The organism is Curvibacter sp. APW13 (genome assembly GCF_032337135.1).
In the GTDB taxonomy this organism is placed as follows: Bacteria; Pseudomonadota; Gammaproteobacteria; order Burkholderiales; family Burkholderiaceae_C; genus Allorhodoferax.
Genome location: NZ_JAVXZZ010000001.1, coordinates 1,137,643 through 1,160,600 on the forward strand (window position 1 = coordinate 1,137,643; position 22,958 = coordinate 1,160,600).

Sequence of the window (22,958 nt, forward strand, 5' to 3'; positions counted from 1 at the left end):
AGGAGACCCCCCATGCTGATCGGATGCCCCAAGGAAATCAAGAACCACGAATACCGCGTTGGCCTGACCCCGGCCAGCGTGCGTGAACTCACCAGCCGCGGCCACGGCGTGCTGGTGCAGCAAGGTGCCGGTGCCGCCATCGGCCTGTCCGACGAGCAGTACCTGGCGGCGGGCGCCACCCAGGCCGCCGACGCCGCCGAGGTGTTTGCCAAGGCCGACATGATCGTCAAGGTGAAGGAACCCCAGCCGCAGGAATGCGCCATGCTGCGCCCGGGCCAGATCCTCTACACCTACCTGCACCTGGCACCCGACCCCGAGCAGACCGCAGCGCTGGTGAAGTCCGGCGCTGTCTGCATTGCCTACGAGACCATCACCGGGGTTGGTGGCGGCCTACCGCTGCTGGCGCCCATGAGCGAGGTGGCCGGCCGCATGGCAATCCAGGCCGGTGCCGCGCACCTGGAAAAGTCCAAGGGTGGCATGGGCGTGCTGCTGGGCGGTGTGCCGGGCGTACCGGCAGCGCATGTGGTCATCCTCGGCGCTGGCGTGGTGGGCACGCATGCCCTGCAGATGGCGGTGGGCGTCGGCGCCCGTGTCACGGTGCTGGACAAGAACGTGGACCGCCTGCGCCAACTCGACCTGGTCTTCGGCAACCGCATCAGCACCGTGTATTCGACCACCCACAGCGTCGAGGAAGCCGTGCTGGATGCCGATCTGGTGGTCGGTGGCGTGCTCATCCCTGGCGCTGCCGCACCCAAGCTCGTGACCCGCGCCATGATTGCGCGCATGAAGAAGGGCGCCGTGGTGGTGGACGTGGCCATTGACCAGGGTGGCTGCTTCGAGACCTCGCACGCCACCACCCATGCCGAACCCACCTTTGTGGTCGACGGCGTGGTGCACTACTGCGTGGCGAACATGCCTGGGGCCGTGGCCCGCACCTCGACCTTCGCGCTGAACAACGCCACCATCGGCCACGCCGTTGCCCTGGCCGACAAGGGCTGGAAAGCCGCCCTGCGGGACAACGAGCACCTGAAGAACGGGCTCAACGTGTGTGAAGGCAAGGTGACCTACGCCGCAGTGGCGCGCGACCTGGGCTACACCTACGTCAACCCCGACAGCCTGCTGGGCTGATCTGCATAGCCGCTGCAGTGCGCAGGCCGCGCCCTGGGTTACGGGTGCGGCGTGCCGACGGCTTGCTCCGGTCTGGCTGCAGTGGTCCGCCCCAAGGCGATGGCGAGCAAGGCAGCATCGAGCAGAAACCCGGCTTCCATGGCGCGGAACTGCAGGGTGGTGTAACCCAGCACACCCACCACAGACAGCCATGCGGAAGCCGCACCGGCCATGCTGATGCTGACAGCCGCAAAGAAAATCTTCCCGTAGGGCTGGCGGGTACGCAAGGCCCATACGCCAAACGCAAACAGTATCAGCATGCAGGCCAGGAACACCAGAAAGGCCCACCACACCGCCCATAGGTGCCAGTCCGCCAGTACCAGGTACCCCATCACCCCCGCCGTGGCCCATTGGGCGGCCAGCAGGGCCCGCCCCCAGTGCGGATGTTGCTGCCTGAAGCGCAGAAGGTGGACCGCGAAATTCAGACCTGCCATGTTGAAAGCCACCATCGTGCAGAGAATGAAGTAGCGCTGGAAACCTGGGCTGTCGGGCCACCACGCGCTCAGCCCCTTTCCTGTGTAGGCAATGCACATCACCAGCATGCTGCCCACGTACAGGGCGTAGCGGCCATGCAGTGGATTGCGCACCACCAGAAACAGGGCCAGGTTGTAGAGCATCAGCGCGAACAGCGCGCCGAACATGAGTTCATAGCTGTACTGCACCCGATCCCGCTGCTCGGCCAAGGCCTGCGCATCCAGCAACTGCAGCGGCAGAACCAAGGGGTCCATCGACTGCACCCGCACCAGCAGTTCGCTGCGTTGCGGTGGCAAGTCAAGCTCCCAGGTAAAGCCGAAACCCGGTACGACGCCGTAGGCATAGGGCCCCTCGTCGCCCAGATGGAACTTGCGCATCACCTGCCCGGCCCGTACCAGGTAGACATCCGCACTATCAAGCCAGGTGGTCCCCAGCAGCAAATGGCGGCGCACACTCTCAGGCTGCGCGTTGTGCAGTGGCAGCCGCAGCCAGACGGTGGGGGATCCAATGCCCAGGCTCAGAACCTCGTCCCGCGGAGCCGGTGGGTTCAGGTCCGCAAAGCGCTGCTGCGCGTCGACTACCGTCCAGGTTCCGCCGTAGTCACGCAACAACTGGATCTGCCGCCCCAGGGAATGGGTGGGCAGCCCTTCGATGTCCCAGGCAAAACCGTCGGCGCGGGACAGCATGGGCGTACACACCAGTACCGCCAACGCCAGCCAACGCCACAGGGGCATGGGAAGAGACCAGACCATGGGCCGATGGTACCCGCGCCGGTACGTCCAGGCGACCCCGGGGCATCCCGGATAATCCCTGCCTTCACAGGATTTCCATGGCACTCATCACCCTCACCGACGCCCAGCTCGCTTTCGGGCACGTTCCCCTGCTCGACCACGCCGACTTTTCCCTCGAAACGCAGGAGCGCGTGGGCCTGATCGGGCGCAACGGCGCGGGAAAATCCAGCATGCTCAAGATCCTGGGCGGCATGGAAAAACCCGACGACGGCACGCTGCAGGTGCAGAACGGAATCCGCATCGCGCACGTGGCACAGGAGCCGCAGCTCGATGCAGACGCTACTATTTTCGTAGCTGTCAGCGCAGGTTTGGCGAGGGTTCAGACCCTGATTGAGCAGTATTGCTCAGGCGAGGGCGATCTCGACGCGATGCAGAGCGAGATCGAGGCGCTGGACGGCTGGAACTGGGAACAGCGCGTCTCCGAGACGCTGCAGCGCCTGCACCTGAACCCCGAGGCCATCGTCAAGACCCTCTCGGGCGGCACCAAGAAGCGCGTGGCCCTGGCCCAGGCGCTGGTGGCCCAGCCCGACGTGCTGCTGCTGGACGAGCCCACCAACCACCTGGACCTGGACAGCATCGAGTGGTTGGAGGGCCTGCTCAAGGAATTCAAGGGCTCCATCATCACCATCACCCACGACCGCTCCTTCCTGGATGCCGTGGCCACCCGCATCGTGGAACTCGACCGCGGCAAGCTCCTCTCCTACCCCGGCAACTTTGCCGCCTACGTGGCGCAGAAGGCCGAACAGCTGGCGCAGGAGGCCGTCATCAACGCCAAGGCGGACAAGCTGCTGGCCCAGGAAGAGGTGTGGATCCGCAAGGGCGTGGAAGCCCGGCGCACCCGTGCCCAGGCCCGCATCGAGCGGCTTTCCAAGTTGCGCGCCGAGCACGCGGCACGGCGCACGGTGCAGGGCAGCGTCAAGATGGACGTGGTGACGGGCGACAAGAGTGGCAAGCTGGTGTCCGAACTCACGCACGTGAGCAAGACCTTTTCCGATGGCCGCACCATCGTGCGCGACTTCACCGCCACCATCCTGCGTGGCGACAAGATCGGCCTGCTGGGTCCCAACGGTGCCGGCAAGACCACACTGCTGAAACTCATCCTGGGCGAACTGCAACCCGACCCGGCCCCCGCCAACGCCCCCGCCCCCGAACCCGGCCACAGCCCCTGGGGCACGGTGCGCCTGGGTGCCAACGTGACGGTGGCCTACTTTGACCAGATGCGCGCCGCGCTGAACCTGGATGCCACGCTCGAAGACTTCATCAGCCCTGGTTCGGAATGGATCGAGATCGGCAACCGCCGCCAGCACGTCAAGAGCTACCTGGGCGACTTCCTGTTCTCCCCGGCGCGGGCCAACTCACCGGTGCGCTCCTTGAGCGGTGGCGAACGCAACCGCCTGCTGCTGGCACGCCTGTTCGCCCGCCCGGCCAACGTGCTGGTGCTGGACGAACCCACCAACGACCTGGACATCGACACGCTCGAATTGCTGGAAGAGTTGCTGCAGAACTACGACGGCACCGTGTTCCTGGTGAGCCACGACCGCAGCTTCATGGACAACGTGGTCACCAGCACCATTGCCTACGAGGGCCCGGGCGAGTGGCGCGAGTACGAAGGCGGCGTGACCGACTGGCTGGTGCAGCGCGACCGCGCCGCCACCTTGGCCGCATCCAGGGGCAAAAACAACCCGCAGCCTGCGCAAAATGGGCGTGAACAGCTAGCAAAACAGGAGCAAGTCGCGGCCATTGCGCCAGTACCGACGGCCACCAAGGCACGCAAGCTGAGCTACAAGGAGCAGCGCGAGCTCGACGAGCTGCCCAGCCGCATTGCTGCGCTGGAAACCGAGCAAAAGCATATCCACGACCAGCTCGCCGATGGCAGCCTGTTCGCACGCGACAACGCCCAGGCGGTCGCCATGAGCGAGCGTGCTGCCGCCATCGACGAGGAGCTGCTGCTGGCTCTGGAGCGCTGGGAACAGCTCGGCGGTTGAGGACCGGCAACAAGGGCGCCGGCTGCTCCTGTTGTCTTCGATGCACCCAGGCCCTGCGAGGCATTGCGTCCGACCACCACAACCCGCACAATGGGCTCAAACTGCGACGCGAATGCAGCGCGCGAGGAGACCCTGCCATGAATGTGATGATGGCCGCACTGTCCGTGCAGCTGGCCTTGTACGGCACCGCCTGGGCGGTTTTTGCAGCCACATTCCATCTCTACCCCCAAGTCAGCGTACGCTGGGCTGCCGGTTGGTTCCTGAGCGCGATGGGCACCACCCTGCTGTTCCTGCGCCCGGCCCCACTGCTGGGCGTACTGGACCTGCTGGTCAACTCGGCCATCATCGGTGCCTTCTCCTGTCTGCACCAGGGCATGGCGCTGTTTGCACGCGAACCCTTGCGCAACGGCCCGCTCTGGATCGCGGGCGGCATTGTCGTACTGATAGAAATCGTACGCCATGCGCTTCCCGACACCATGGTGCTGCGTACCTGGATGTTTACCGTGGCCGCCTTCCTGCCGCTGTCGTTGCTCGTCCAGGACTTCATGCTGCGCTTGCGCAAACGATTTGCACTGGAACGCGGCGTGGTGGTGGCTTTGGCCCTGCCGGTCGTGCTCACGCTTATGGCTTTCGTGGTACGCGCCGCTGTCATTACCTACAGCGACATCACTGGAATCGTAGAACTCGATACCGGCAGCACTTTTGACATCGTCATCTCACTGCTATTCCTCGTCTTCCTGGGGATGTTCAATTTTTCGCTTTACAACCTCGTCCTCGGTTCACTGATCAGCCGCCTGGAAAACCTGTCATCCACCGATCAGCTAACCGGCCTGTACAACCGCCGCATCGTGATGGAGCGGCTGGCCGAGGAACATGCCCGCTTCCTGCGCAGCGGGCAGACATACGCGGTGATCATGCTGGACCTGGACCACTTCAAGCGCGTCAATGACACCTATGGGCATGCCGCCGGAGACGCGGTGCTGCGCGAGGTCGCTCAGCGCCTGCGCCAGAGCGTTCGCGGCACCGACACGCTGGCGCGCATGGGTGGCGAGGAGTTCCTGCTGCTGCTGCCCATGAATGACGTCGATGGGGCGCTGATCCATGCAGGCCGAATCCGAAAACGCATCGGTGGCGATCCCATTGCAACACCGCAAGGTGCGATCGCCATCACGGCCAGCCTGGGTGTCGCCGAAGTCAGCTTCAGCGACAAGACTGCGCAAACCGTGGTTTCCCGGGCCGATGCCGCGCTGTACCAGGCCAAGGCCCATGGGCGTAACCGCGTCGAGTCCGCGCATCGCGCTACCATAGCCCATCCGCAGGATTGAGACCTGCATAGCGAATTGCCTTACTGCATGCTGATCCACCCGTCTCCATATGCCCTGCATGACCCCGCGCTGCCCCAGCGCCGGCGCTGGATGATCGGCATGGCACTGATGGGTACGCTGCAGGCTACCCATGCCGACTATTTTGACCAGTACGGTTTGCGCCCAGGATCACCGGAGATCGATGTCGGAACCCAGCCCAGCGGGTTCCCCTCGGGGGTAGTCAGCGCCGTCATGCGCCGAGACCACGTATTGCAGGCGGCCTTGTCCGAACTCGGCACGACCCTGCGAAGTCCGGGTTTTCGCCGCGGGGCCGACATGCTGACCCTGCTGGCAGACCAGCGACTGGACGCGGCCTTGCTGGGCGACATGCCCACCCTCATGGCCACTGCCTCCGGGCAGGCCTGGGTGGTCGGCCTGGTCAAGCAAACCAGCACCGCCCTGATCGCCCGCGACAACATGGCGATGCGTGCACTGGCGGGCAAGCGCATCGCTGTGGTCGAGGCTTCCAGCGCCCACCTCACCGTGTTGCAGGGTCTGGCGGCCGCCGGTCTCACCGAGCAGCAGGTGGAACTGGTGCCCATGGGGGTCGTGGACATGCCCAAGGCACTGGAAGACGGTGTGGTCGATGCCTTCGCTGCCTGGGAGCCCTTTCTCACCATCGCCCTCAACCGCAACCCGCGCAACCATGTCGTCTTCCGCGGTGCAAGTTCCGACTACTTCGTGCTGTCACGCGCCTTTGTGCGCCGGTCGCCACAGGCTGCCCAGCAGCTGATTGCCGCCTTTGTGCGCGCATTGGAATGGATGCGCGCCTCGCAACCGAACCTTGAACAGGCTGCGCGCTGGGCGGTGGCAGACAGCGAGCGCTTCTCCGGCGCCGCACCGGCACTGACAACCGCCCAGGTGCGCGCCATCGTGCGCCGAGAACTGCTCGATGTACCCTCGGCCCCGGTGCTCGTCGACGACGGCGGGCCACCACGCCTGAAGGCGGAATTCGAGTTCCTGCGGCGCCTGGGCAAGCTGCCGGTGCAGGCCAGCTGGACCCAGGTCGAGGCGGCGCTGGGCTACGACGGGCTGAGCCAGGTGATGTCCAATGCCCGCCATTTCCAGCTGACCCGATTCGACTACCGCCCCTGACACCCATGCACAGCGCCTACTCGACCCGCTTGTCGCTGTATTTCGGCGCGCTGCTGTCGGCCTGCATCCTGGCCATGTTCGCGCTGTGGTGGTATGGGCTGCCCTGGACGGAAGAAGGCGGTGCGGTGGCGCAGCGCCAATTCGAAGTTCAGCAACAACTGGAGATGCGTTCCGACTTCCTGCGCAGCCTGCTCAAGCAGGGCCTGGATCGCCGCCGCAGCGAGGTACGCGCACTGGTACAGAACGATGCGCTGTCACAGGCCCTGAGTTCACGGAGCCCTTCGGCCCCCCCCCAGGCCGCACAAAACATCCTCGAACAGTGGATCAACGCCCACCCCAACGATTTCCAGAGCGTACGCATCGTGCGTGCGGACAACGGAACGGTACTGGCCAGCACCAACCCGCACGAGTTGAGCACGCTGTTCGGTGACGCGAATCTGCTGCAGCCCGCCCGGCGCCCGGGCGTGGTGGAGTTGATCGTGCCCCATACGAGCCCGACTGGAAAGCCTGCCCTGGCCTGGGTGCGCCAGGTACCGGCAGTGCACAGTGAGGGCTCCAAGGCACCCGCCGGTCTGGTGGTGGCCCACGCCGAGGTCCAGGACATGCTGGAAGGAATCTTCGAATTTGCCACGGCACAGGCCGCAGGCAATGGCCAGACCCTGTTGTTCGATGCACAGCAGCGACTGCTGGCGTCGGTACCCGCACGCAATGACAGCATGGACGGTTTGCGCATCGACTCCGAAGTCAGCCAGGGCTTCGAGGGTAGCCTGGTGCGAACCTTGGCCAATGGCGATGGTTATCTCACGGTCTACCGGACGGTGGCGCTGGGGGGCACCCACCACTGGACCCTGATGCAGCTGACACCGATGACGGACATTCATGCGGTTGCGGGCGCACGGCTGATCCGCAGTATCGGGTTCCTGGTAGCTTCGGGTTTGTTCATCGGATTCGTGCTGTGGCTCACGGCGCGCCTGGCGACGCGGCGTCTGTTGGACGTCAGCGCGGCTTTCGATCGGCTGGCGGGTGGCGAGCTGGCACTGCGGCTCCCAATCCGGCCGCATGACAACCTCGAAATCGTCACGCTGTCCAACGCATTCAACCGCCTTGCCATGTCATTCCAGGCATCGAACAAGCGGCTGGAACAGCAGGTGGCCGAACGGACTGCGGAGTTGGAGAATGAGCGCGACCGCGCGAAGGGATACCTGGACGTGGCGGGCATCATGCTGCTGGCCCTGGATGCGCAGGGCCGCATCTCGATGGTCAACCGCAAGGGCGCCGAGCTGCTGGGATACCCTGCCGCCCAGTTGCTGGGCATGGACTGGTTCCTGCATTTCATTGCAAGCGAGCAGCGCGAGCAGCGACGCTCACAGTTCCAGCAGGCAATGCATGATGCGCTGGCACCGGAATCCCGCACCGAAAGCCCCATCGTCGATGCCCGCGGCCAGACACGGCTGATGGTCTGGAACACGGTGCTGCTGCGTGACCGCGACGGGCGTCCCAACGGCCTCCTGTCCAGTGGGCAGGATGTGACTGCCACGCGCGCGGCCCAGGCCGAGTTGCGCGTGGCGGCGATTGCGTTCGAATCGCAGGAGCCCCACATGGTCTGCGATGCCAACTGGGTCATTCTGCGCGTCAATTCCGCGTTTTCCCAGGTGACGGGGTACAGCGCCCAGGAAGCAGTGGGGCAGATGCCCAGCAAGCTGCTTGGTTCCGGTCGGATGCCAGCGAGCTTCTATGTGGACATGAACGAAGCCCTGCTGCGCATGAGCCGCTGGCAGGGCGAGGTCTGGGACCGGCGCAAGAACGGCGAAGTGTTTCCGGCCTGGCTGCAGGTCACCGCAGTGCGCGACGAAGACCAGCACGTGACCCACTTCGTGGTGTCGATGAACGACATCACCCAGCGCAAGGCCGCCGAGGAGCAGATCCGCAGCCTAGCGTTCTACGACCCGCTGACCAGCCTGCCGAACCGCCGCCTGCTGATGGACCGTCTGGAAGTCGCGCTCGCCACCTGCGCGCGCCATCCGCGCATGGGTGCCCTGCTGTTCGTCGACCTGGACAACTTCAAGACACTCAACGACACCATGGGCCACGACATCGGTGACCTGCTACTGCAACAGGTGGCCGAGCGGCTCAAGGGCTGCGTGCGCGAGGGCGATACCGTGGCCCGCCTCGGCGGTGACGAATTCGTGGTCATGCTTGAAGACCTGGCCAGCGACACCATCGAGGCCGCCACCCAGGCCGAATCGGTCGGGGAAAAGGTGCTGCAGGCCTTGGGTCGGTCCTACGTGCTGCGCGGCCATACGCACCGCAGCACGCCCAGCATCGGCGTCACCCTGTTTGGCGACCGCATGGAAAGCATCGAGGAGCCCCTCAAGCGTGCCGACGTGGCCATGTACCAGAGCAAGGCGGCGGGGCGCAACACGCTGCGCTTTTTCGACCCACAGATGCAGGCAGCCGTCACCAACCGGGTGGCCCTGGAGGCCGACCTGCGATCGGCGATCGAGCTTCAGCAGATGGTGCTGTTCTACCAGCCGCAAGTCCAGTCACGCGCCGACGGCAGTTTGCGCATCGTGGGGTGCGAGGCCCTGGTGCGCTGGCGCCATCCGCAGCGCGGCATGGTGTCGCCCGTGGATTTCATCCCGCTGGCCGAGGAAACTGGACTGATCGTGCCGCTGGGCCAGTGGGTGATCGAAACCGCCTGCCGGCAACTGGCGGCCTGGGAGGGGCATCCGGATTTCGGCCATCTGACGGTCGCCGTCAACGTCAGCGCGAAGCAGTTCATGCAGAGCGGTTTCGTCTCCCATGTGCGCCAGACACTGGAGTCCACGGGCGCCCACCCCGCCCGGCTCAAGATCGAGCTCACCGAGAGCACGCTGGTGGGCGACATCGATGAAGTGGCCCGCAAGATGTCCGAGTTGCAAAGCTGGGGCGTGGGGTTCGCGTTGGACGACTTCGGAACCGGCTACTCCTCCCTGGCGTACCTCAAGCGCTTGCCGCTGGACGCACTGAAAATCGACAAGAGCTTCGTTCGCGGGGTGTTCGACGATGCCAACGATGCGGCCATCGCACGCATGGTCGTGGTGCTGGGCCGAAGCCTGGGGCTGACGGTGATTGCAGAAGGGGTGGAGACACTGGAACAGCGCTACTTCCTGGCCCAGCAAGGCTGCCACGTGTACCAAGGCTACCTCTTCAGCCCACCTCAGCCGGTCCTCGAATTCCAGCATGGCGTGATCAGCAAGGCCTACCTGGGCCATTCCGCCTCCTGATCTCCGCCCACTGCCGGGGCACCAAAGCGCTGGCCGCGCAGGCCCTCGCGTACCGCTATCGCGGCGCCATGAATACGGTTTTCTCGGTGACCTTGTGCTCGGTACCATCGAGGGCCACATCGATGACCACCTTGGTGGTTCCCGGTGGTGTAGCGTCGGGAGATGCCTGCAGTTGCACCACCACCCAGCGCGACTCGGCGGGTTTGACTTCGATCGGGGTGGCGGGATTGACGCGCAACCCGGGGATGCCACTGGCCGTCAGGGTGTAATGCTGGGTCTTCTCGCTCGCATTCATGATCTGGATGCGGTACACGTTTTCGTACAGCCCACCCTCGGCAATGCGCGCCATGACGCCGCGATCGCGAACCACGTCCACCTTGAAGGGCGTGCGCAGGCTCAGTGACAACAGCATCGCCAACGTGATGGCCAGGATGATGCCGCTGTACACCAGCACACGCGGCCGCATCACATGGGCCAGCACTTCGCGGCTGCTCCAGTGGTGTTCGATGGCGTTTTCCGTCGAGTAGCGGATCAGACCCTTGCTGTAGCCAACCTTGTCCATCACGGTATCGCAGACATCGATACAGGCACCGCACCCAATGCATTGGTACTGCAGGCCGTTGCGGATATCGATGCCCGTGGGGCAAACCTGCACGCACAGCGTGCAGTCGACACAGTCGCCGAGTTCGAGCTTGGCGGGGTCCGCCTTCTTGGAGCGCGCACCACGGGGCTCGCCGCGCTCCTGGTCGTAGGTCACGATCAAGGTATCGCGATCAAACATGGCGCTCTGGAAGCGCGCATAGGGACACATGTGGATGCAGATGCGCTCGCGCAGGAACCCTGCATTGCCGTAGGTGGCAAAGCCATAGAAGAAGACCCAGAAGGTTTCCCAGGGCCCGAGGTTGGTGGCGATGAATTCGCGCGCCAAGACCTGGATCGGGGTGAAGTAGCCGACAAAGGTGAAGCCGGTCCAGAAAGCCACGGCGACCCACAGGAACTGCTTGGCGGACTTGCGCCATACCTTGTTGAGGTTCCACGGTCCGCTGTCCAGCCGCATGCGCGCGGCACGGTCGCCCTCGGTCTTGCGCTCGATCCACATGAAGATCTCGCTGTACACCGTCTGCGGGCAGCTGTATCCGCACCACAGGCGTCCTGCCACGGCGGTGAAAAGGAACAGGGCCAGCGCGCTGATCACCAGCAATCCGGTGAGGTAGATCAGGTCCTGCGGGTACAGCACCAGTCCGAACAGGAAGAAGCGGCGGGTTTCCAGGTCAAACAGCACCGCCTGTCGCTCGCCCCATTGCAGCCAGGGAACGCCATAGAACACCAGCTGGGTCAGAAACACCATGCCCCAGCGCCAGCGCGCGAACAGGCCTTGCACACTGCGCGGGTAGAGCTTGCGCCCGGGGTCGAACTGGGGTGGCGCGCTGCCACTGGGTTCCGCTTGGATGGGAATGACTTTGTGTCCGTTGGGTCCGGGTTGGCTCACGCGAAAGTCCTTTGCTGAAGCACCGCACGGGGCGGATGGAGTCCAGAATGATACTGCTTGGAGTATGAAAATCGGTATTTACCCTGATATTCACTCGGAATTGTCGCCGAGTTTGGAGGTGACAACGGCTCTAGGGACGCTGCAGGTAGCGCCGATCCGACCAAGTGACCAACCAGCCTGGTGCATACGCCACGGCAATGGCACACACCAGGCCGGTCATGAAACCGTCTCCCCAAGCAACCAACCAATGCGCTATCGCTACCACACTGTCAGCTTCCTCGGGTAGGCCATTGCCTGCGTATTGGGCAAGCAAGCGCGCCACGAACAAGCTGAGCACCGTACCCAGGAATGCGCGTCCGAGTGTGTAGACAAAAATGTTGGGAGGAGCCAGCCGACGCAGCAGCGCACCCCAGCCCATTGCCAGCGTCGCCGGCAGGATGCCCTGCCAGAACGCTTGCGCCACCAGCATTTCACTGGGTGCTGCTACCCACAGGCCAGACAAGGCGGTTACGGCACACAGCACAGGGATGGCCAGCGGCCACCCAAGACTCAGCTGTACCAGACAGGCTCCAGACCATTGCAGAGGGATGGGCATGGCGTGCATGCGCGGCATGGCCCAAAGCCAAGGCAAGAGCACCAACACGGCCAACAGTGGCGTCAGCAACTCACCACGCGCCAACAGGCGCCAGGGTTTCATGGCCAACGCCAGCAACAAAGCCAGGCCCGAAAGGAGTGGTTCCCATTCCATGCGCGCAATCTACCCTTCACAAGCATCGCCCGATGTGGCATCGTGTGGACAGCGCCAAGCATACCTCGTGTCCTACGCGCTCTCTGCCTGATTGGACTCCTTCTACCCGATACCGCGCCATGCCAGTCATCAGCCCTGTGCCCCAGGCCCTCTCAGCGACAACCGGCGCATTGCAACTGCAGCAGCGCCGCCTGCGACAGATCATTCTGGCCATCGTTGCGGCGGTCTGCGCTGTCCTTCTGATCAGCATCGGGAAAGGAGCCTGGCTGAACATTGGCCTGGAACTCGTTGCCCTGGGGCTGTTGGGCTGGTCCTACCGCCTCAATTCCCACAAACGCCTTTCACGCGCAACGGCCGTCATGCTGGCCACCCTCATGGCCATGCTGTGCGCCCTGATGCTGACCAGCGAGGGGCTGTTTGACGAAGCTGTCTTGGCCTTCCCGGGCTTGCTGATCTTCGCCAGCATGTTCGGCTCGCGTCGTAGCTTTCTGAGCCTGCTGGCCCTGATCCTCGCAAGCTTCATCGGTATCTATGCGCTGGATGCCAATGGATTGGCGCGCTCCGTTCCCGACCACCTGACTTTGGGGCGTTTGGTCATCCTTCTGGCCATCCTATCGGTCACTGGTTTCTTTGTCTGGCTGCTGGCTTCGGATCTGCGCAAGGCCTTGGCGCAGCTGGAATCCGAAAAGCAGGCGCTGCTGGACTCCCACCAGAAGATCGAGGTGCTGGCGCACCGCGACACGCTCACCGACCTGCCGAACCGGACATTGGCCAAGGATCGGCTTGAACAGCTTCTGCTGCAGGCTCGCCGCAGCCAAAGCATGGCGGCGGTCATGTTTCTGGACCTGGACAACTTCAAGACCGTCAATGATTCACTCGGCCACGCTGCTGGTGATGCATTGCTGTGCATGGTCGCTGACCGTTTGCGAGGTTGCGTACGGGAATCCGACACGGTAGCGCGCCTGGCGGGCGATGAGTTCCTGCTGCTGATGGGGGACCTGCGCGACGAGGAGGCAGTGACATTTGCAGCCACCAAAGTGATGCAGCATCTGGGAACAGCCTTTTCCATCAATGGGTTGGATGTAATGGCCACCGCGTCGATGGGTATTGCCTTGTTCCCGCGCGACGGCACCGACCGCGACAGCCTGCTCAAGAATGCGGACCTTGCCATGTACCGGGCCAAGGACGCGGGCCGCAATGCGTTCCGGTTCTTCGATGCCACGATGAACGAGAGCGTCGTCGAACACCTGCATCTGGCTTCCGGGCTGCGTGCCGCACTGGGCAATGGGGAGCTGCAGGTGCACTACCAGCCACAGTTCGACCTGCGCAGCGGTGCCGTCGTCGGGGCTGAAGCCCTGCTGCGCTGGAAGCATCCTGCACTGGGCTTCATCCCACCCGCCAAGTTCATTCCCGTGGCCGAACGCACCGGCCTCATCAACGAGGTCGGCGCTTGGGTGCTGAACCGTGCCTGCGAGGATCTGCTCGCCTGGCGCCAGCAAGGTCTGGACGACCTCGTGGTGGCAGTCAACGTCTCCCCCCTGCAGTTCCGCCGAGACGACATCGAACGCGAAGTGACCAATGCGCTCACCCAATGCAGCTTGCCAGGAAGCGCACTGGAACTGGAGCTGACGGAGTCGCTGCTGGTCGCAGACGCCCAGCACGTGAGCGAGGTCTTGCAGCGCCTGCACGGATTAGGGGTTAAGTTCGCCATCGACGACTTCGGCACCGGCTATTCCAACCTCGGGTACCTGCAGCGGTTTTCAGTGCATCGGCTGAAGATCGACCAGTCCTTCGTGCGCAAGATGGTCGACAGCCCGCACGAGGAGGGGATCGTGCGCGCCATCATTGAGATGGCCCATTGCCTGGACCTGGAGGTGGTCGCCGAAGGCGTGGAGACGCTGCCCATGCTGGAGCGCCTGCAGCAGTTCGGCTGCGAGTTCGGGCAAGGCTACCACTGGTCGGCAGCCCTGCCCAAGGATGCCTTTGCCGCATTCGTGAAAGCGCACAGGCCACGCCCCTGAAAGCGGTGCGATCGCGCCTGACCCGCCGTTTGACGGGCGAACGCTGACCGAAAGGGCAACGGCGCTTATCCCTTGGCCCAGGCTGACTGGCCCAGGGCAAACACCGAGTTGGGAATGAAGCCACGCTGGGGAGTGAGCTGAGGCTTGAGCAGCACACCCTTGCGACGCGCCTTGCGTTGCGGCACCTGCACCCCCCGCGCTTTCTGTTCGGCAGCCAGGGATTTCAGCGTAATGGTCTTCATGTGGGCCATGACTGCGGTATGCAATGAGGCCCACAGCGAACGGGTCATGTCCTGCGCCAGCTCGCTCTGCCCGGCCTGGCCGTTGCCCAGGGCCAGCACGTCGTCTTCCTCGATGGCGAGCACGATGTCGGCCACGGTGATTTCGTCACCGCGGAAACCCAGGCTATAGCCACCACCCGGACCGCGTGTGCTCTGAACCAGGCCATGCTGGCGCAGCTTGGCGAAGACCTGTTCCAGGTACGAGAGCGAGATGGCGTGGCGCTGGGCCAGTTCGATCAGCGGCGTGGGTTGTCCGCCTTCGCGCAAGGCCAGGTCGATCATCGCAGTGATGGCAAAACGTCCACGGGTACTGAGTCGCATGGGGTTACTCCTTTCGAGTAAATGCAATAAAGGAACCATAAATATAGGGGTCATAATGCTTCGCGTAAATTCGTATTTTTGAAAATTTCACTTCGTATTTCTCGAAGTATCTCGGGCAACACGACCTTGCGCCTGAGGGGAACGCATGAATTTCAAGCACCTGCATTACTTCTGGGTGGCTGCCAAATCCGGCGGCATCCTGCGGGCTGGGGAACAGCTGCACACCACACCGCAAACGCTGTCGGGGCAGATCAAGCTGCTGGAAGAGCGGCTCGGGCGGGCCCTGTTCCGCAAGCGTGGGCGCAATCTGGAGCTCACCGAGGCCGGTCGGGTAGCACTGGGTTATGCCGACCAGATCTTTTCCCTGGGCGCCGAACTCGAAGACGCGTTGCAACGCGACGCGATGCGGGAGCGGGTGCTCGATTTCCGGGTTGGCGTGGCCGACTCCGTGGCCAAGTCAGTTGCCTACCGCCTGCTGGAACCCGCCTTGTCGATGGATGTTCCGGTGCGCTTGATCTGTCAGGAAGGCAAGTTTCCCGAGTTGCTGGCACAGCTGGCATTGAACCGGCTGGATCTGGTGCTGGCCGATGAGCCCATGGGCAAGAAGCTCAGCGTGCGCGCATTCAATCACCCCCTGGGCCGTTCGGGCATGTCTTTCTTCTGCGCTTCGACTCTGCGCTCGAAACTTGGCGCTGACTTCCCTGCGTGCCTGCACGGCGCGCCCATGCTGATTCCCGGTGCCCAGGCCAGCTTGCGCCCGCAGCTTGAAGCCTGGCTCACGCTGCACCAGTTGCAGCCCCGCATCGTGGGTGAGTTTGACGACGGGGCCCTCATGTCGGCCTTCGGTCGCGAAGGACGCGGTGTGTTCCTGGCGCCTACCGCGCTGGAGGCCGACACCATGACCCAGTACGGCGTGGAATTGTTGGGGCGCAGTGACGAACTGGGTGAAGAATTCTTCGCCGTTTCGGTGGAGCGGCGCATCACCCACCCCTGCGTGGTCGCCATCACCGACACCGCGCGCGGTCAGCTCTTCGGCCGTTAACCTGCGCCGCTGGCATGGAATGGTCTAGCGGGAGCACAATCTGGCCTTCGGCGTTTCCCAGCCACAGACATGACGCACGCGGCCTCCTCTCATCCCTTCCTGATGGGCATCTCACAAACGCATGGCGACATCATTGCGCACCTGTTCCACCTGTCCGGTCTGGGAACCAACCTACCCTTGACCGACGATGCGCGCGCACTTGCACTGCGGTCCATGCAGTTCTTCGAGCGCACCGTCTTTGCCCATCACCAGGCCGAGGAACAGCGGCTATTTCCGCTGGTATTGGCCCAGTCCGCCGACGGGGCCGAGCGCGAGTACCTTGACACCATGATCGCCAAACTGACCGGAGAGCACCGGCGCATCGAAGCCCTCTGGACACGGCTGGAAAACCTGCTCAAGGAACTGCTGGAAGGGCGCGGAAATGCGGCCATTGACGGACTGATCCAGGAACTGGCGCTGGACTACGGCGACCACGCCACGGACGAAGAAGCGCGCTTTCTACCACTCTGCCAGGAAGTACTCGGTCGTGGCGGGGCCACCCCCACAGCCGCCGAGTTACTGCACCAGCCCGCCGCCTGAGCCCTGTGGACGAAGCCCATTCAATGACGCCAAAGATAAATAAGTAATTTAGAAACAAAAATTCAGTAGTTCCTGTTTTAACGATGAACTTCCAGAATGCCTTCCATCGCACTGTTGCGTTGCATTTCTGGAGTTCTTCATGGCCTATCAGCCCACAACTGCCCAAGGCACCCGCCGCCGCCCTTTCCTGACACTGGCCTTTGGCGCCGCCCTGGCTACCACCCTGGCCGCGGCCTCGGTCAGCGCCCTGGCCCAGCAGGCGGTCACCCTGCTCAACGTGTCCTATGACCCAACCCGCGAGTTGTACGTGGAGTTCAATCAGGCCTTTGCCAAATACTGGAAGGGCAAGACCGGCCAGGACGTGACCATCAAGCAAAGCCACGGCGGCTCGGGCAAACAAGCCCGCTCGGTCATCGACGGCCTGGACGCCGACGTGGTGACCCTGGCGCTGGCCGGTGACACCAACGCCATCGTGAAAAACGGCGGCTGGATCGCCCCCGACTGGCAAAAGCGTCTTCCCCACAACGCCTCTCCGTACACCAGCACCATCGTGCTGGCCGTGCGCGAAGGCAACCCCAAGAACATCAAGGACTGGGACGACCTGATCCGCCCCGACGTGAAGGTCATCACGCCCAACCCCAAGACCAGCGGCGGCGCGCGCTGGAACTACCTGGCCGCCTGGGAGTTTGCCAAGCGCAAGTACGGCAACGATGCCAAGGCCAAGGAGTTCGTGAACAAACTGTTTGCCAACGTACCCGTGCTCGACACCGGTGCCCGCGGCTCTACCATCACCTTTGCCCAGCGCAACCAGGGCGACGTGCTGATCGCCTGGGAAAACGAGGCTTACCTGCTGGAAAAGGAGTTCGGCAGCAAGTTTGACGTGGTCGCACCATCGATCTCTATCTTGGCCGAGCCTGCCGTGTCCGTGGTCGACAAGAACGTGGACAAGAAGGGCACGCGTGCCGTGGCCGAAGCCTACCTGCAGTACCTGTACACCGAAGAAGGCCAGGACATTGCGGGCAAGAACTTCTACCGCCCGGCGGTATCAAGCAAGGCGCAGGCCAAGTACGCCAAGCAGTTCGCCAAGATCAAGCTCTTCACCATCGACGAGGCGTTCGGCGGCTGGGAGAAGGCCGACAAGGAGCACTTTGCCGACGGCGCCAGCTTCGACCAGATCTACACCAAGAAATAAGCCACGGCTGTCACACCATTCAGGGAGGAACCACCATGTCTGTCTTGCTCGTTGCCGGAAGCCCCTCGGAACATTCACGTTCCGCTGCCTTGCTCGGTGAAGTGGAGCAGCGTCTCAAGCTGCGCGGCATCGCGACCGACAAGCTGTTCATTCGCGATCTCTCGCCCCAGGCATTGCTGCTGGCCAACGTGTCGCACCCGACCGTGTCCGCCGCCATCGATCAGGTCGCCCGGGCCGAAGCCATCGTGGTGTCCACCCCCGTTTACAAGGCCGCCTACAGCGGTGTGCTCAAGGTGTTCCTGGACCTGCTGCCGCAGACAGCGCTCAAAGGCAAGCACGTGCTGCCCCTGGCCACCGGTGGCAGCCCCAACCACATGCTGGCGCTGGACTATGCCTTGCGTCCGGTACTGCAATCGCTGGGGGCCGACCACATCCTGCCCGGCGTGTACGCCATCGACGCCCAGGTCGTCATCCTGCCGGACGGTGGAACACAACTGCATGCCGACATCAGCCGCCGCATCGATGACAGCACCAACACGCTGATTGCCGAGGTCTATCGCAAGGTTCCCAGCGTGGCAGCCCGCTTTGCCCCGGTGCCGTTCTCGCAGGTGCGATGTAGCGTGTAAGCGCATTGCCACCTGCCCCTGCGCGCAGCGGGCACCCGTCCCACTTCCCTCCCCACGACTTCAGGCCATCGGTGGCTTGCGGGGGAAGGCTTTGCCCAACGTTTTTGATCCGAACAGAAAGACACACCATGACACGCTTCACACTCAATCGCCGCCAATTGCTGGCCCAGACCCTCACCGCTTCGCTGGCCACCGGCACCTTGCTGGGTACGCCACTGGCACAGGCCCAAGCTACCCCCCGCGTCTTGCGCGTCGGCCACCAGAAAGGCTGGCTCTCCATCCTCAAGGCCCGCGGCACGCTGGAAAAGCGCCTGGCGCCGCTGGGTGTGAGCGTGACCTGGACCGAGTTCAACGCCGGCCCGGTGCAACTCGAAGCGCTCAACGTCGGCTCCATCGACTTTGGCGATGTCGGCGAAGCCCCACCCATCTTTGCCCAGGCCGCCGGTGCACCGCTGGTGTACGCCGGGGCCACCGTGCCGCGCCCACAGCTCGAAGCCATCGTGGTGCCCAAAGACTCGCCCATCAAGACCGTGACCGACCTCAAGGGCAAACGCGTGGCCTACAACAAGGGCTCCAACGTGCAGTACTTCCTGGCCAAGCTGCTGCAGAAGCAGGGCCTGCAGTACAACGACGTGCAGCACATCCACCTGCCGCCACCCGACGCCCGCGCCGCTTTCGAGAAGGGTGCCATCGACGCCTGGATCATCTGGGACCCGTTCCTGGCCGCTGCGCAGAAGACGCTCGATGCGCGCCTGCTGGTGGATGCCAAGGGCGTCGTGAACAACCGAGGCTACTACTTCACCTCGCGTGAATTCGCCACCAAGAACACCGACGTGCTCAAGATCGCCATCGAAGAGATCAACGCCATCGACACATGGGCTTCCAAGAACCAGAAGGAAGCCGCCGCTGAACTTTCGAAAGTGTTGGGCTTGGATAAGAGCATCACCGAGCTTTACCTGAGCCGCGCGGCCTACGGCACCGCGCCGGTGAACAGCGCCATCCTGGCCGAACAGCAGGCCATTGCCGACACCTTCTTCGAGCTCAAGCTGATTCCGAAAAAGCTCAACCTGCTGCACGCCGCGCCGGTCAATCTGGGCTGACGCACACACGCCCAAGAAAGGTACGCCATGCGCATGCCACCCACTTCGTCACTCGCGCTGCGGCTGCGCGCCAACCAGGTCATCGCAACCACCGCCTTTCTATGGCGCTTGCCAGCACAACGCGATGCCACTGCCGTGTTCCCGCGCCCCCACTTCCGCAACCCGAGCCGCCACCACAGTGTATTGCCCCGCCTCCACTTGAAAGGATTCGCACTATGAACATCTTCTGGTTCCTCCCCATCCATGGCGACGGCCACTACCTCGGCACCCAACAGGGCGCCCGCGCCGTCAACCACCACTACCTCAAGCAGATTGCACAGGCAGCCGACGAGTTGGGCTACGGCGGTGTGCTGATCCCCACCGGCCGCTCCTGCGAAGACTCGTGGATCGTCGCTGCCAGCCTGATTCCGGTGACGCAACGCCTGAAGTTCCTGGTGGCCCTGCGCCCCACCACCATTTCGCCCACCGTGCAGGCCCGCCAGGCCGCCACGCTCGACCGCCTCAGTGACGGACGCTTGCTGGTGAACGTGGTCGCCGGTGGCGACGCCAGCGACCTCGAAGCCGATGGCACCTTCCTGAGCCACGACGAACGCTACGAGCACGCCCGGGAATTCCTGGACGTGTGGACCGGCCTGATGCAAGGACAGGAAGTGACCTATGAGGGCAAGCACATCAAGGTCAAAGGTGCCAAGCTGCTCTTCCCACCGGTACAAAAGCCGTACCCACCGCTGTACTTCGGCGGCTCCAGCGATGCCGCCCACGACCTCGCTGCCGAGAAGGTGGAGCTGTACCTCACTTGGGGCGAACCCCCGGCCGAGGTGGAAAAGAAGTTTGCCGACGTGCGACGCCGTGCCGAAGCCCAGGGCCGCAAGGTGAAGTTCGGCGTGCGCCTGCATGTCATCCCGCGCGAGACCGAGACCCAAGCGTGGGCGGCAGCCGAAGACCTGATCAAGTACCTGGACGACGAGACCATTGCGAAAGCCCAGTCGGCACTGTCTTCCATGGATTCGGAGGGCCAGCGCCGCATGCGCGCACTGCACGGCGGCAGCCGCAGCAAGCTCGAAATCAGCCCCAACCTGTGGGCGGGAGTGGGCCTGGTGCGCGGCGGTGCGGGCACCGCCTTGGTGGGTGACGGCGAGACCATTGCCCGCCGCCTCAAGGAATACCAGGACATCGGAGCCGACACCTTTGTGCTATCGGGCTACCCCCACCTGGAGGAGGCCTACCGCTTTGCCGAACTGGTGTTCCCGCACGTGGGCATCCAGGCACCCTCACGCCAGCACAACCCCAACCTGGTGAGCCCCTTTGGCGAAACGGTGGCGAATGCCCATCGCCCCGCGCCACTGCGGGCCGCCCAAAGCTGACCGGGAGCCATCATGCGTCACACACCTCCTGGCGACACGCCTTTGGTAACGCCCGGCAGCGCCGCAGCTGCACTGGACCTCGGCTACCTGCCCGTGTCCGCGGCGGAGTCTGCAGTTTTTCTGCGGTTTCTGGCTGCGATAGGGCGCCAATTGCTGCCCTGGCTGGTTCCGGTCGCCCTGCTGGTGCTGTGGCAACTGTCGTCCAGCCTGGGCTGGCTCTCACAGCGCGTGCTGCCGGCGCCGCTGGACGTGCTGCGGGCCGCCAACGACCTCGCGGCGTCCGGTGAACTGTGGAAGCACGTCAAAGTCAGTACGGGACGAGCCCTGACCGGTCTGGCCATTGGTGGCGGCCTGGGCTTGGTACTGGGCCTGCTCACCGGCTCGGTGCGCACGCTGGAGACCCTGCTGGACTCCACCATCCAGATGATTCGCAATATCCCTGCGCTGGCCATGATCCCATTGGTCATCCTGTGGTTCGGCATTGACGAGTCGGCCAAGCTGTTCCTGATTGCCGTGGCCGTGTTCTTTCCAATCTATCTGAACACCTTTCACGGCATCCGCAGCGTCGACCCGGGGCTGATTGAAATGGGACGCAGCTACGGGCTGAACCGCTGGCAGTTGTACTGGCAGATCGTGCTGCCGGGGGCGCTGTCGAGCATCCTGGTGGGCCTGCGTTTTTCGCTCGGGCTCATGTGGGTGATCCTGATCGTGGCCGAAACCATTTCGGCCCAGGCCGGCATCGGCTACCTGACCATGAACGCCCGCGAGTTCCTGCAAACCGACATCGTGCTGGTAGGCATCCTGCTCTATGCGCTGCTGGGCAAGTTGGCCGACGGGTTTGCCCGCCTGCTCGAACGCTACTGGCTGCGCTGGCATCCCGGCTACCAAAGCACCCACTGAATGACACCTTACAGCCGCTACGGTTTTTATAGCTGGTTACGCAATATATACAAGGGCTAGAGGCCAAAATGACCAACAAGACAAACGACGCGGCGACAACTGCCGGTGGAGTTGCCCTGACCATCGAAGGGCTGTCCAAGCGCTATGGCGCCCGCACGGTGCTTCACAACACGGCGCTGCACATAGAGCCCGGGCAGTTCGTGGCCATCGTCGGACGCAGCGGTTGCGGCAAGAGCACGCTCTTGCGCCTGGTGGCCGGACTGGAACAGGCCAGCGCCGGGCAGATCCTGCTGGACGGCCAACCGCTGACCGGGCTGCAAAACAGCACCCGCATCATGTTCCAGGACTCGCGTCTGCTGCCCTGGCGCCGGGTTCATGACAACGTGGCCTTGGGCCTGCAGAAGGAGCAGCTTGCCGCCGCCAGCCGAGTGCTGGAGCAGGTGGGACTGGGTGAGCGGGGTGGTGAGTGGCCGGCGCGACTCTCGGGTGGTCAACGCCAGCGCGTGGCCCTGGCGCGTGCCCTCGTACACCAGCCCAGCCTGTTGCTGCTCGACGAACCTTTGGGGGCACTCGATGCACTGACCCGCATCGAGATGCACCGCCTGATCGAAGGTCTGTGGCGCACCCACAGCTTCACCGCCTTGCTGGTCACCCACGACGTGCACGAGGCGGTGGCCCTGGCCGACCGCGTGGTGCTGATCGAAGACGGACGCATTGCGCTGGACGAAGCCATCAACCTGCCACGCCCCCGCGTGCATGGGACTGTCGCTTTTGCGGCGCTGGAGCAGCGCATTCTGGACCGCGTGCTGCAAAAGCCCGAAGCCGAACCCGCCCAACCCGACCCGCTCTGGCCCGGGGCACCTGCCCACGGCCTGCGCTGGGCTATCTGAAGCCAACCCAACCCTTTCACAACGGACTTTTCAAGGAGTAACACCATGTCCATTCAAGCCATCAACGTTCGCAACCAGTTCAAAGGCAAGGTCAAGGAAATCATCCGTGGCGACGTTGTCTCCGAGATCGACGTCGAAACCCCCTGGGGCATCGTCACCTCGGTCATCACCACGCGCTCGGTCGACCAGCTCGAACTGAAGGTCGGCTCCGACGTGGTCGCGCTGGTCAAGTCGACCGAAGTGTCCATCGCCAAGCTCTAGAC

General features: G+C 63.8%; 19 protein-coding genes. 15 read left to right on the forward strand and 4 right to left on the reverse strand.

What is annotated here, in order from left to right:
- Window positions 1-12: 12 nt before the first annotated feature.
- Window positions 13-1,128 (forward strand): alanine dehydrogenase, encoded by a 1,116-nt coding sequence (ald, locus tag RQP54_RS05185; RefSeq protein WP_315677099.1) that lies wholly within the window; start codon window positions 13-15, stop codon window positions 1,126-1,128.
- Window positions 1,129-1,166: 38 nt separating this feature from the next.
- Here ald and RQP54_RS05190 read toward each other — a convergent pair whose 3' ends face one another.
- On the reverse strand, window positions 1,167-2,393 hold the full coding sequence (locus RQP54_RS05190; RefSeq protein WP_315677100.1) for a 7TM diverse intracellular signaling domain-containing protein: 1,227 nt from the start codon (window positions 2,391-2,393) through the stop codon (window positions 1,167-1,169).
- A gap of 77 nt (window positions 2,394-2,470) precedes the next feature.
- On the opposite strand from RQP54_RS05190, the gene RQP54_RS05195 reads away from it, so the two are divergent.
- The 4 genes from RQP54_RS05195 to RQP54_RS05210 all read left to right on the forward strand — a co-directional run bounded on the left by RQP54_RS05195 (window position 2,471) and on the right by RQP54_RS05210 (window position 10,142).
- Window positions 2,471-4,417, forward strand: a complete 1,947-nt coding sequence (locus tag RQP54_RS05195) for an ATP-binding cassette domain-containing protein (protein WP_315677101.1) — start codon at window positions 2,471-2,473, stop codon at window positions 4,415-4,417.
- 137 nt (window positions 4,418-4,554) lie between these two features.
- Window positions 4,555-5,742, forward strand: coding sequence for a GGDEF domain-containing protein (locus RQP54_RS05200; protein ID WP_315677102.1), 1,188 nt, complete (start codon window positions 4,555-4,557; stop codon window positions 5,740-5,742).
- A gap of 27 nt (window positions 5,743-5,769) precedes the next feature.
- A complete protein-coding gene (locus RQP54_RS05205) occupies window positions 5,770-6,876 on the forward strand; it encodes an NrtA/SsuA/CpmA family ABC transporter substrate-binding protein (RefSeq protein WP_315677103.1) in 1,107 nt (368 codons plus the stop codon).
- A gap of 5 nt (window positions 6,877-6,881) precedes the next feature.
- On the forward strand, window positions 6,882-10,142 hold the full coding sequence (locus RQP54_RS05210) for an EAL domain-containing protein (RefSeq protein ID WP_315677104.1): 3,261 nt from the start codon (window positions 6,882-6,884) through the stop codon (window positions 10,140-10,142).
- Window positions 10,143-10,197: 55 nt separating this feature from the next.
- Here the strand turns inward: RQP54_RS05210 and ccoG are convergent, their stop codons facing one another.
- A complete protein-coding gene (gene ccoG, locus RQP54_RS05215; protein WP_409997528.1) occupies window positions 10,198-11,631 on the reverse strand; it encodes a cytochrome c oxidase accessory protein CcoG in 1,434 nt (477 codons plus the stop codon).
- A 130-nt stretch (window positions 11,632-11,761) separates the two neighbouring features.
- On the reverse strand, window positions 11,762-12,379 hold the full coding sequence (locus RQP54_RS05220) for a hypothetical protein (RefSeq protein WP_315677105.1): 618 nt from the start codon (window positions 12,377-12,379) through the stop codon (window positions 11,762-11,764).
- A 119-nt stretch (window positions 12,380-12,498) separates the two neighbouring features.
- On the opposite strand from RQP54_RS05220, the gene RQP54_RS05225 reads away from it, so the two are divergent.
- Window positions 12,499-14,400 carry a putative bifunctional diguanylate cyclase/phosphodiesterase gene (locus RQP54_RS05225; protein WP_315677106.1) on the forward strand — a complete coding sequence of 634 codons (1,902 nt, stop codon included), beginning with the start codon at window positions 12,499-12,501 and terminating at the stop codon, window positions 14,398-14,400.
- A 65-nt stretch (window positions 14,401-14,465) separates the two neighbouring features.
- Here the strand turns inward: RQP54_RS05225 and RQP54_RS05230 are convergent, their stop codons facing one another.
- A complete protein-coding gene (locus RQP54_RS05230) occupies window positions 14,466-15,002 on the reverse strand; it encodes an Rrf2 family transcriptional regulator (protein ID WP_315677107.1) in 537 nt (178 codons plus the stop codon).
- A 145-nt stretch (window positions 15,003-15,147) separates the two neighbouring features.
- On the opposite strand from RQP54_RS05230, the gene nhaR reads away from it, so the two are divergent.
- The 9 genes from nhaR to RQP54_RS05275 all read left to right on the forward strand — a co-directional run bounded on the left by nhaR (window position 15,148) and on the right by RQP54_RS05275 (window position 22,956).
- A complete protein-coding gene (nhaR, locus tag RQP54_RS05235) occupies window positions 15,148-16,044 on the forward strand; it encodes a transcriptional activator NhaR (protein WP_315677108.1) in 897 nt (298 codons plus the stop codon).
- Window positions 16,045-16,146: 102 nt separating this feature from the next.
- Complete coding sequence (locus tag RQP54_RS05240; RefSeq protein WP_315677109.1) at window positions 16,147-16,623, forward strand: hemerythrin domain-containing protein; 477 nt, start codon at window positions 16,147-16,149, stop codon at window positions 16,621-16,623.
- A 139-nt stretch (window positions 16,624-16,762) separates the two neighbouring features.
- A complete protein-coding gene (locus tag RQP54_RS05245) occupies window positions 16,763-17,815 on the forward strand; it encodes a sulfate ABC transporter substrate-binding protein (RefSeq protein ID WP_315677111.1) in 1,053 nt (350 codons plus the stop codon).
- A 35-nt stretch (window positions 17,816-17,850) separates the two neighbouring features.
- A complete protein-coding gene (gene ssuE, locus RQP54_RS05250; RefSeq protein ID WP_315677112.1) occupies window positions 17,851-18,441 on the forward strand; it encodes an NADPH-dependent FMN reductase in 591 nt (196 codons plus the stop codon).
- Window positions 18,442-18,569: 128 nt separating this feature from the next.
- Entirely contained in the window at window positions 18,570-19,541 is a 972-nt protein-coding gene (locus tag RQP54_RS05255; protein ID WP_315677113.1) for a sulfonate ABC transporter substrate-binding protein, read from the forward strand.
- Between the two features lie 215 nt (window positions 19,542-19,756).
- Window positions 19,757-20,905: an FMNH2-dependent alkanesulfonate monooxygenase gene (gene ssuD, locus RQP54_RS05260; protein ID WP_315677114.1), complete on the forward strand. Its 1,149-nt coding sequence runs from the start codon at window positions 19,757-19,759 to the stop codon at window positions 20,903-20,905.
- 12 nt (window positions 20,906-20,917) lie between these two features.
- Window positions 20,918-21,805, forward strand: coding sequence for an aliphatic sulfonate ABC transporter permease SsuC (gene ssuC, locus RQP54_RS05265; protein ID WP_315677115.1), 888 nt, complete (start codon window positions 20,918-20,920; stop codon window positions 21,803-21,805).
- A gap of 68 nt (window positions 21,806-21,873) precedes the next feature.
- Window positions 21,874-22,695, forward strand: coding sequence for an ATP-binding cassette domain-containing protein (locus RQP54_RS05270; protein WP_315677116.1), 822 nt, complete (start codon window positions 21,874-21,876; stop codon window positions 22,693-22,695).
- A gap of 45 nt (window positions 22,696-22,740) precedes the next feature.
- The gene (locus RQP54_RS05275; RefSeq protein WP_315677117.1) at window positions 22,741-22,956 is read left to right on the forward strand and encodes a molybdopterin-binding protein; all 216 of its coding nucleotides are present in this window, start codon (window positions 22,741-22,743) and stop codon (window positions 22,954-22,956) included.
- The last annotated feature ends 2 nt before the right edge of the window (window positions 22,957-22,958 follow it).

Coding starts and splice junctions, on each gene's coding strand:
- ald (WP_315677099.1), top strand. CDS start 13: ATGCTGATCGGATGCCCCAAGGAAATCAAGAACCACGAATACCGCGTT.
- RQP54_RS05190 (WP_315677100.1), bottom strand. CDS start 2,393: ATGGTCTGGTCTCTTCCCATGCCCCTGTGGCGTTGGCTGGCGTTGGCG.
- RQP54_RS05195 (WP_315677101.1), top strand. CDS start 2,471: ATGGCACTCATCACCCTCACCGACGCCCAGCTCGCTTTCGGGCACGTT.
- RQP54_RS05200 (WP_315677102.1), top strand. CDS start 4,555: ATGAATGTGATGATGGCCGCACTGTCCGTGCAGCTGGCCTTGTACGGC.
- RQP54_RS05205 (WP_315677103.1), top strand. CDS start 5,770: ATGCTGATCCACCCGTCTCCATATGCCCTGCATGACCCCGCGCTGCCC.
- RQP54_RS05210 (WP_315677104.1), top strand. CDS start 6,882: ATGCACAGCGCCTACTCGACCCGCTTGTCGCTGTATTTCGGCGCGCTG.
- RQP54_RS05220 (WP_315677105.1), bottom strand. CDS start 12,379: ATGGAATGGGAACCACTCCTTTCGGGCCTGGCTTTGTTGCTGGCGTTG.
- RQP54_RS05225 (WP_315677106.1), top strand. CDS start 12,499: ATGCCAGTCATCAGCCCTGTGCCCCAGGCCCTCTCAGCGACAACCGGC.
- RQP54_RS05230 (WP_315677107.1), bottom strand. CDS start 15,002: ATGCGACTCAGTACCCGTGGACGTTTTGCCATCACTGCGATGATCGAC.
- nhaR (WP_315677108.1), top strand. CDS start 15,148: ATGAATTTCAAGCACCTGCATTACTTCTGGGTGGCTGCCAAATCCGGC.
- RQP54_RS05240 (WP_315677109.1), top strand. CDS start 16,147: ATGGGCATCTCACAAACGCATGGCGACATCATTGCGCACCTGTTCCAC.
- RQP54_RS05245 (WP_315677111.1), top strand. CDS start 16,763: ATGGCCTATCAGCCCACAACTGCCCAAGGCACCCGCCGCCGCCCTTTC.
- ssuE (WP_315677112.1), top strand. CDS start 17,851: ATGTCTGTCTTGCTCGTTGCCGGAAGCCCCTCGGAACATTCACGTTCC.
- RQP54_RS05255 (WP_315677113.1), top strand. CDS start 18,570: ATGACACGCTTCACACTCAATCGCCGCCAATTGCTGGCCCAGACCCTC.
- ssuD (WP_315677114.1), top strand. CDS start 19,757: ATGAACATCTTCTGGTTCCTCCCCATCCATGGCGACGGCCACTACCTC.
- ssuC (WP_315677115.1), top strand. CDS start 20,918: ATGCGTCACACACCTCCTGGCGACACGCCTTTGGTAACGCCCGGCAGC.
- RQP54_RS05270 (WP_315677116.1), top strand. CDS start 21,874: ATGACCAACAAGACAAACGACGCGGCGACAACTGCCGGTGGAGTTGCC.
- RQP54_RS05275 (WP_315677117.1), top strand. CDS start 22,741: ATGTCCATTCAAGCCATCAACGTTCGCAACCAGTTCAAAGGCAAGGTC.